Here is a 7,507-nt window from a genome sequence, read left to right as displayed (position 1 = left end):
GGTTACCCTTGCATACACGCCACCTAACAAATTTTTTAAGGGATTATTCAAATAATGCATTGCCAGTTTTTCTACTAAGGTCAAACCATGATTACTTATAAGATTTCCCCAGCAACTGGCAAAGAAACGGGATTTAAGGTTAAAAAAACTCTTATTATATTTAACTATCTCAGTTTGGTGTAGCGTAGACAGCACTCGCGCAATTTGCATTTTTTGATCGAGGTTGAGTTGAAATGGGTCTTTGTTTTCACCAGGAATGTAATGCATCATGTAAAATACAAGATTGTTATATTCCTGAACAAATGAATTATTTATTGAAATTAACCTGGCAGATGCTATTTTTTTCGTTATTTCATTAACATAAGTGGTATGCAGCGTGAAGAAATTCATCAGTTGTTTGGGACAGGCGAAATCATTAGTTATTTGCCATGCGGATATAAAGCCTAAAAATGTTATTTGGAATAATGCGGGTGAGCATTTTCTCATCGATTGGGAAAATTTTTGCTTGATGCGTGCTGAAATCGATTTTATCGACACGGTTACCAGTTGGGTTCTGCAAAAAAATAATGGGACACCGTATTTAGACATGGATGCGGCAAAACGCTTTAGAGCAGCTTATGCATTGCCTTTAGCGATTAATGAAGTAGATATTTATGTCTCCGCGGCAAAATGGATTTTTTGGATTTTGACCTGTTATTCATTGGGGAATGAAGCAATGCTTAAGGATAGTTTATCCATGCTTGCGCTTTTGGATAAGAACCATCAGTCATTACTTGCTTTATCCTAGGGGTGTTTAGGAATGAATAGAAAGCAATTCTTAGAAATTTGGGCCAACCATGGATTGTTGATGGTTTTATTTAAGGTATTCAATTTCTATATCTTGAATACCTTATTACAGCAATATATTACGCTGGAAGAGTTTCCGCTGTATGGAGCATTAATTTATTTACCTACTTTAGTTCTGCTTTTTGTTGTTCCTAAGTTACTTGAAAGCACCAACGTATTTACCGCATTAAAACGTTGCCTTGATTTTATTTTCATCTTATTTCTCGGATTTTGGTTGGTAATTTTAACCGATAAAGTGCTACTGAGTAATTTACTCGTTGTTCTCGCCGGTGTGGTTTTTTTAGCCTCAATGGAGTCTATTTTTTTTGATAAAGTAACCGCAACCTATTGCGCTTATGCGGATTTGCCTTTTGTCATTACTACCACCAGGCAAGCCAATACGTTGGGATATGCTATTGGTCCGCTTGTTGGTAGCTTTTTTTTCAATAAGTTATCCTTTGCTGATTTGTTAGTTACCTCTATTGTAGTTATTTTGATTTACAGGGTTTTCTTATTATTAGTTCATTGGAATTTACAGAAAAATGTTTCTTTGCAGTCGCAATTTAAATCGCAAGGAATTGAGCTTAATGTAAGCAGGTCATCGATTTTGTATTTATATAGCTTGAATTTTATGTGGCTTAATTTAGTGAGCATAATGATCATCCCCTTTTATTCTTTTTATTTTTCAGTCTCACAGATAGGGATAATTCTTTCTTTTGCTGGAGTTGGCATGCTTGTGGGTAATTTATTTTCTATCTCACTATACACGCGTTTTAATTACCATATTCTTTTTCACTTAGCGGCACTAGGTTTGTTATTTAGCTTATGTATGGTTGCTTTTTTGGGGGGGCATTATTTTTGGAGTTGTTTTTTCATTGGGTGGGGTAGTTTTTTTGCTTCCATTTGCTATGCGCTGGCGCAATATTTTTCTTTAAGTATTGTCGATTCTGGGTCTTTATCGCATTTCTATGGTATTAGAAATCTTATTAATGCACTTATTTCAGTGGTGTTATTTCTTCTTTTATGGTGTTTGGTAAGTAGCTCATTAAGTCATTTTCTGCGAAATATTTTTCATATTCAACAAGCGAAGTTAATGTCGTTGTTTTTCTTATTGCTGGTATTTATTTGTATCGGGTTTTATATTTTTAACTTTATTTACAGTCGTCAATTTAAAGAGTGTGCCACTTCTGGCGCTAAGGTGCATCCAGGGCAAATCTAATTTAGCCTGGATGCAAGGCTCCGCCAAATTAAAAAATGCGCTTGGGATCATCGAAGCAATCACGCCCTCGACTTTTTTGGGGTAATTAATGTCCTGTTGATTTCGATTGAGGCCATCTCGCCTTTAATTGGACAGCAATTTTATTGCAAAGGGGCATGGAAAAGCGATATTTTATTAATTTTGTTTGTATTTAGACCATATTGCTGGACTTTTCCGTCCAGCCTGTATATCACCCAATTACTGGGTAAATTGATTAATAGTTTGTGTTAATCGTTTCACCAATTCATCAATCTCTTCTTCAGTGATGGTGAGTGGAGGTAACAAGCGCACCACAGTATCTGCAGTGACATTAAAGATGATGCCATTGGCTAAACCTATATTACGCATATCCATCGCGGGTCTATCCAGTTCTACTCCAATCATATAGCCTTTACCACGAATGGCCTTAACATGCGGGTGCTCACCTAAGTTTTGAATGAGCTTATCCATCAATAGGGCACTATTTCGGGTAACGAGATCGCAAATTTTATCACGCTCAATGATTTCTAATACGGTTAAGGCGGTCGCACAGGCTAGTGGATTACCACCAAAGGTAGAGCCATGATTTCCGGGTTTGAATAAATCCGTAGCTTTTTTGCTCATAAGGCAAGCACCGATGGGGACGCCATTACCCAGACCTTTAGCCGTGGTGAGAATATCGGGCTGAATATCATGGTGCATGCAGGCATACAGCTTACCTGTACGTCCATTTCCAGTTTGGATTTCATCTAAAATAAGCATCCAATCATGCTGCTCACATAATTTGGCTACTGCACGCAAATAACCTTCTTCAGCGGCATAAATTCCACCTTCACCTTGAATAGGTTCCAGCATCACTGCGACCACATCCTCGCGATTTGCCGCAATGGTGCGTATGGCTTCGATGTCATTAAAGGGCGCGCGAATAAATCCGGGGACTAAGGGTTCAAAACCTGCTTGTACTTTACGACTGCCTGAGGCGGTTAATGTGGCCATCGTGCGTCCATGAAATGCCCGCTCCATCACAATAATGGAGGGTGTTTCAATACCTTTTTTATGACCATAAAGTCGCGTTAATTTAATAGCAGCTTCATTAGCTTCAGCACCTGAGTTGGCAAAAAATACTTGCTCCATTCCTGCCATCGAGGTAAGTTTTTCCGCAAGTAACTCTTGTTGTTTAATATGAAAGGTATTTGAGGTATGCAAGAGTTTTGCTGCTTGTTCTTGTATGGTTTTGGTCACATCTGGATGAGCATGTCCTAGCCCACAAACGGCTATCCCACTTAATCCATCAAGATATGCTTTTCCCTGATCGTCATAAAGCCAAACGCCTTCACCATGAGTAAAGGTTATGGGCATGGGATTGTAACTAGTAATTAAAGCCATTATCTATCTTCCTTTTATAATCTCATTGCCGTTTTTATGGGCATTAAAATCGTAGGCTGGACTTGAAAGCCCCGCCTACAATTAATCTAATGGTAGTGACTCGGCAATTATCCCATCACTTACTTCATATTATCAGAGACGAATTCCCAATTCACTAATGACCAAAATGCACTGATGTAATCAGGGCGTGCATTACGGTAATCAATATAATAAGCATGTTCCCATACATCGCAGGTTAATAGAGCGGTTAAGCCTTCAGTCATAGGAGTGCCGGCATTGCTGGTACTCATAATCTTTAAGTCACCCGCTTTATCTTGAGCAAGCCATGCCCAGCCCGAACCAAAAGTAGTCGCTGCTGCTTGGGTAAACTGTTCTTTAAACGCACTAAAAGAACCGAAATGTTTGTTGATGGCATCAGCAAGTTTACCTGTTGGTTCACCGCCGCCATTAGGACTCAGGCAATACCAATAGAAGGTATGGTTCCAAATTTGAGCAGCATTATTGAATACTCCACCTTTGGATTTCATAATAATATCTTCAAGAGACATTGATTCAAATTCAGTTCCAGGAATTAACTTATTTAAGTTATTCACGTATGCTTGATGATGTTTGCCATAATGATACTCAAGAGTTTCTTTCGAAATATGTGGCGCTAAAGCATCCATTTCATAGGGCAATTTTGGTAATGTAAACGTCATTAAGTTCTCCTTGTTTGTGAGTTGCCTAAGTGTAGCAGGACAAATATGATATTCAATTAATATTTCTTTAAGATCCCCTGCCTGTTATTAGTATAATTACTAGTAAATTTGGTTGAATGCGATACCTGCGTTTACGTGGGTGTGTCTGGGTAGGGATAATGAAATAAGTTGCGGCCGTGCTAGCTTTTCGCCATAATGAGCGTTTTTATTATGTTAAAGGTACACGAGCGTGGATACAATCGAAAAAATTAAAAAACAAATCGCAGAAAATACGATTCTGCTGTACATGAAAGGATCGCCAAAGATGCCTCAATGTGGTTTTTCTGCGCGTGCAGTCCAATGCATCGAGGCCTGTGGTGTTGATTTTGCTTACGTAGATATTCTTGCTAATCCCGACATTCGTCAAATGTTACCCCAAGTTTCTGATTGGCCGACGTTCCCTCAGTTATATATTAAGGGTGAATTGATTGGCGGCTCCGATATTATTGCTGAGTTATTCCAGCAAGGTGAGTTAGAAACCATGTTACGCGATGCAATTGCCGTATAAAGTCTATTATATTTCGACCATCTTGGCCAAAGCGGCCTGATTTTTGCTTTTGTTCAAGCTGGCGAAATGTAAACAGCCCTCGATAATAATAATCTGCGCAAGGGTCTTTCTTGCGCGCAAATGGAGATCATAGAATGAGTGTACTAGTCGGACGTAAAGCTCCTGATTTTACCGTAGCTGCGGTGATGGGTAATGGTGAAATTGTCGATAAATTTAATTTGCATGAGCACATCAAAGGCAAATATGGCTTAGTGTTTTTCTATCCTTTAGATTTCACGTTTGTATGTCCTTCTGAGCTGATTGCTTTAGATCACCGTATGGATGAATTCAAAAGCCGTAATGTTGAAGTAGTTGCTGTGTCTATCGATTCTCATTTTACTCATAACGCATACAGGAATACTCCTGTAGAAAAAGGCGGAATTGGTCCAGTTCGTTACACTATGGCTGCCGATATGACTCATAGCATTTGCCAAGCTTATGGTGTAGAGCATCCAGCTGCAGGGGTTGCTTTCCGCGGTGCGTTTATTATCGACACTAAAGGTATGGTTCGTTCGCAAGTCGTGAATGATTTACCAATTGGTCGTAATGTTGATGAACTCTTAAGAACTATTGATGCCGTACAATTCTTTGAAGAAAAAGGCGAAGTTTGCCCTGCTGGTTGGAGAAAAGGCCAAGCTGGTATGACAGCTTCTCCACAAGGTGTTGCAGAATACCTTGCTGAGCACTCTGGTTCACTATAAGACGTGTAGCTTACATGTAGCCCGTATTAGACGAAGTCGTAGTACGGGTTTTGTGGCACTGATATCCGTACTACGCAGCTGCGCTGATACGGGCTACCTACCTATCTAGTCATTATTCTCTTTATGATTAAGCTGTAATCTTCGCCAGGTATTCGTCATCTCACAAAATAAATCCGCCGTTTTTTCTGCATCATAAATTGCCGAATGTGCCTCATTAGGATTAAAAGGAACGCCTGCCGCTAGAGCCGCTTTTGCTAATACGGTCTGCCCATAAATTAATCCACCTAAGGTGGCTGTATCGAAGCAAGTAAAGGCATGAAAGGGAGATTGTAGCCCCGTTCTTTTGACCGCCTCTTTAACGAATAATAAATCGAACCAGGCATTATGACCGACTAAAACTGCCCGTTGGCAGTTCTGCTGCTTAATCGCACTAAAAATAGGTTTAAATAGCTGTTCCAGGGCGATTTTTTCCTCTAACGCAAAGCGCAGCGGTTGGTATGGATCGATTTGATTGAATTCTAGCGATTTTTGATCCAGCTCGGCTCCAGAAAAGGGCAGGATATGTTCAAAGTGACTGGTGCTACGTTGTAAATTGCCTTGTTTATCCATGGTTAGCAAGACCACACACATTTCCAGCAAGGCATTTTTCTGCGGGTTTATCCCCGCTGTTTCCACATCGACCACTACGGGCAGGAAGCCACGAAAACGGCCTTTCATTGTGCTGCTTAATACATTATCAAGAGGGGACATGAATACTCCATTGGATTGTTTCACCCGCAGCAATCGGTACAACCTGTTCTGTACCCAATGGCATTGTTTTTGCTAAAGTTTGTGGCGACTTAATCAATTCAACCTGCTGCTGATTGATGGGTAATTGATAAAATTCAGCGCCATAACGGCTCATAAAATGATTAAGTTTCGTTAATTGGTTTAACTCATCAAATACTTGGGTATAAAGTGCCAGCGCAAAGGGTGCTGAATAGATCCCCGCGCAACCACAGGCATTTTCTTTATTGTGAATGCTGTGTGGGGCACTGTCCGTGCCGGCAAAAAACTTAGGATTACCGCTACATGCTGCCTGCCGCAGTGCTTTTTGGTCACGTTCATGCTTCAAAATGGGGAGGCAGTAGTAATGAGGTCTAATTCCGCCTGCAAGCAATTGATTACGATTGTACATTAAATGATGGGGGGTAATGGTGGCGGCCACTGTTGCTGGTGCTTCGCTGACAAAATTTACCGCAGCTTCGGTGGAAATATGTTCCAGGATGATGCGTAACTTAGGGAAATTAAGAACTAAAGGTTTTAAATATTCATCAATAAACAAGGCCTCACGTTCAAAAATATCGCTGTGTGTTACTTCACCATGAATTTGCAGCACTAAATTCTGTTCTTGCATGACTTCCAGCAAGGGATAAAGTGCGTGTAGCGACTTGGCTCCGGCTTCTGAATTAGTGGTTGCCCCTGCTGGATAAAGTTTGGCACCTAATACATAGGGAGTGGCTGCTGCTTGTTCCAACTCCGTAGCGCTAACCGACTCGTTTAAATAGAAGGTCATGTAGGGATTGAGGCGATGGTCACTGGGCAAAACCGCAAGAATTCTCTCTCTATAAGCACTAATTGCAGACAACGTCGTTAAGGCAGGCTTGAGATTAGGCATTACTAAGACACGGGCAAAATGCTCTGCGCTGGCTGCCACGGTATGTTCTAGTACCTCATTATCTCTAAAATGAACATGCCAGTCATCCGGCTGGCTGATAATTAGTGATTGCATAATTAAAGATTCTTAAAACAGTGTCGATATCCAAGGATAACATGAATTCAATCATGGGGATTATTAATAATGGAATTCAGTAAGAAGAGATACGCGTTTGTAATGCGCGTTGCAGTTAACTACACACTAGCTGTAAGTACAGCGTTCGCAATGGCACCAATCAATTATGCCTTTCCTATGGGAGGGGAACAAAGTTGGAAGGTGACTGGAAATCCCATCCGTTGTGGTTTATCACTAACAATACCTAATTATGGAATCGGGTATTTTGAACAATTCGCCGCTCAGCCCCCGCATTTTGTACTA

9 protein-coding genes and 1 pseudogene are annotated in these 7,507 nt (G+C 40.5%); 5 read left to right on the top strand and 5 right to left on the bottom strand.

The genetic code is table 11. The annotated features are described in order from the left end of the window. A partial coding sequence (locus ACQY7T_RS01105; RefSeq protein ID WP_428410892.1) for a hypothetical protein occupies positions 1-270 on the bottom strand: 270 nt, incomplete at its 3' end. Between the two features lie 106 nt (positions 271-376). On the opposite strand from ACQY7T_RS01105, the gene ACQY7T_RS01100 reads away from it, so the two are divergent. Then, on the top strand, positions 377-787 hold the full coding sequence (locus ACQY7T_RS01100; RefSeq protein WP_428410891.1) for a phosphotransferase: 411 nt from the start codon (positions 377-379) through the stop codon (positions 785-787). A gap of 12 nt (positions 788-799) precedes the next feature. Then, entirely contained in the window at positions 800-2,044 is a 1,245-nt protein-coding gene (locus ACQY7T_RS01095; protein ID WP_428410890.1) for a hypothetical protein, read from the top strand. 237 nt (positions 2,045-2,281) lie between these two features. Here ACQY7T_RS01095 and ACQY7T_RS01090 read toward each other — a convergent pair whose 3' ends face one another. Continuing rightward, the gene (locus ACQY7T_RS01090; protein ID WP_428410889.1) at positions 2,282-3,448 is read right to left on the bottom strand and encodes an aspartate aminotransferase family protein; all 1,167 of its coding nucleotides are present in this window, start codon (positions 3,446-3,448) and stop codon (positions 2,282-2,284) included. A 119-nt stretch (positions 3,449-3,567) separates the two neighbouring features. Further along, entirely contained in the window at positions 3,568-4,146 is a 579-nt protein-coding gene (gene sodB / locus ACQY7T_RS01085; RefSeq protein ID WP_428410888.1) for a superoxide dismutase [Fe], read from the bottom strand. Positions 4,147-4,375: 229 nt separating this feature from the next. Here sodB and grxD point away from each other — a divergent pair, with 229 nt between their 5' ends. Together grxD and ACQY7T_RS01075 are read left to right on the top strand one after the other, a co-directional pair. Continuing rightward, on the top strand, positions 4,376-4,693 hold the full coding sequence (grxD, locus tag ACQY7T_RS01080) for a Grx4 family monothiol glutaredoxin (protein ID WP_428410887.1): 318 nt from the start codon (positions 4,376-4,378) through the stop codon (positions 4,691-4,693). A 134-nt stretch (positions 4,694-4,827) separates the two neighbouring features. After that, positions 4,828-5,433 (top strand): peroxiredoxin C, encoded by a 606-nt coding sequence (locus ACQY7T_RS01075; protein WP_347572378.1) that lies wholly within the window; start codon positions 4,828-4,830, stop codon positions 5,431-5,433. 105 nt (positions 5,434-5,538) lie between these two features. Here the strand turns inward: ACQY7T_RS01075 and rnt are convergent, their stop codons facing one another. Together rnt and pyrC are read right to left on the bottom strand one after the other, a co-directional pair. After that, on the bottom strand, positions 5,539-6,183 hold the full coding sequence (gene rnt / locus ACQY7T_RS01070) for a ribonuclease T (protein WP_428410886.1): 645 nt from the start codon (positions 6,181-6,183) through the stop codon (positions 5,539-5,541). Next, positions 6,170-7,204: a dihydroorotase gene (gene pyrC / locus ACQY7T_RS01065; protein ID WP_428410885.1), complete on the bottom strand. Its 1,035-nt coding sequence runs from the start codon at positions 7,202-7,204 to the stop codon at positions 6,170-6,172. The genes rnt and pyrC overlap by 14 nt, the downstream gene beginning before the upstream one ends. 102 nt (positions 7,205-7,306) lie before the next feature. Between pyrC and ACQY7T_RS01060 the strand changes: the two are divergent. Next, positions 7,307-7,507 (top strand): annotated as a pseudogene (locus ACQY7T_RS01060) (OmpA family protein); the annotation flags it as partial.

Source organism: Legionella sp. (genome assembly GCF_965140895.1).
GTDB lineage: Bacteria > Pseudomonadota > Gammaproteobacteria > Legionellales > Legionellaceae > Legionella.
The sequence above is the reverse complement of the archived record's forward strand: the minus strand, read 5'-3'. Positions and strand labels throughout refer to the sequence as shown.

Coding starts and splice junctions, on each gene's coding strand:
- ACQY7T_RS01095 (WP_428410890.1), top strand. CDS start 800: ATGAATAGAAAGCAATTCTTAGAAATTTGGGCCAACCATGGATTGTTG.
- ACQY7T_RS01090 (WP_428410889.1), bottom strand. CDS start 3,448: ATGGCTTTAATTACTAGTTACAATCCCATGCCCATAACCTTTACTCAT.
- sodB (WP_428410888.1), bottom strand. CDS start 4,146: ATGACGTTTACATTACCAAAATTGCCCTATGAAATGGATGCTTTAGCG.
- ACQY7T_RS01075 (WP_347572378.1), top strand. CDS start 4,828: ATGAGTGTACTAGTCGGACGTAAAGCTCCTGATTTTACCGTAGCTGCG.
- rnt (WP_428410886.1), bottom strand. CDS start 6,183: ATGTCCCCTCTTGATAATGTATTAAGCAGCACAATGAAAGGCCGTTTT.
- pyrC (WP_428410885.1), bottom strand. CDS start 7,204: ATGCAATCACTAATTATCAGCCAGCCGGATGACTGGCATGTTCATTTT.